The organism is Paraburkholderia sp. EG304 (assembly GCF_046543485.1).
GTDB classification, from domain to species: domain Bacteria; phylum Pseudomonadota; class Gammaproteobacteria; order Burkholderiales; family Burkholderiaceae; genus Paraburkholderia; species Paraburkholderia youngii.
This window is the reverse complement of sequence record NZ_JBKGUA010000397.1, coordinates 1-334: the sequence shown is the minus strand read 5'-3', so window position 1 is coordinate 334 and position 334 is coordinate 1. Positions and strand designations below refer to the sequence as shown.

The following is a 334-nucleotide window of genomic DNA, read 5'->3' as shown; positions in this document are numbered from 1 at the left end:
CAACGGTGCCACCCAGCGCTCTCCACTCGACTGATTGATTGCGAGAGCGCAATGCGGCTCTATACTCTCTGCTGCAGATTCGTCGCACGTCGAACCTGCATTTCGCGTTTCCACACAGCCTCGACCCTCAACGGACCGTTTGATGTCACAGAGCTGTCACGCCTTGTCGCCTTCGTCAAACCCGTGACGGCGTCCGGCGAGACCGTAGTGTTAGATCCACACAACTATGCACGCTATCGCGGCAATGTGATTGGCTCGAGCGCCGTACCTGATAGCGCCTACGCCGATTTCTGGTCGCGCCTCGCATCCCAATTCAAGGACAATAAGCGAGTTG

At 57.2% G+C, this 334-nt stretch carries 1 protein-coding gene; it reads left to right on the top strand.

The features are described from left to right. Positions 1–51: 51 nt before the first annotated feature. Positions 52–334: cellulase family glycosylhydrolase (locus ACLFKU_RS44460; RefSeq protein WP_410853480.1), on the top strand; the 283-nt coding region annotated here is incomplete at its 3' end.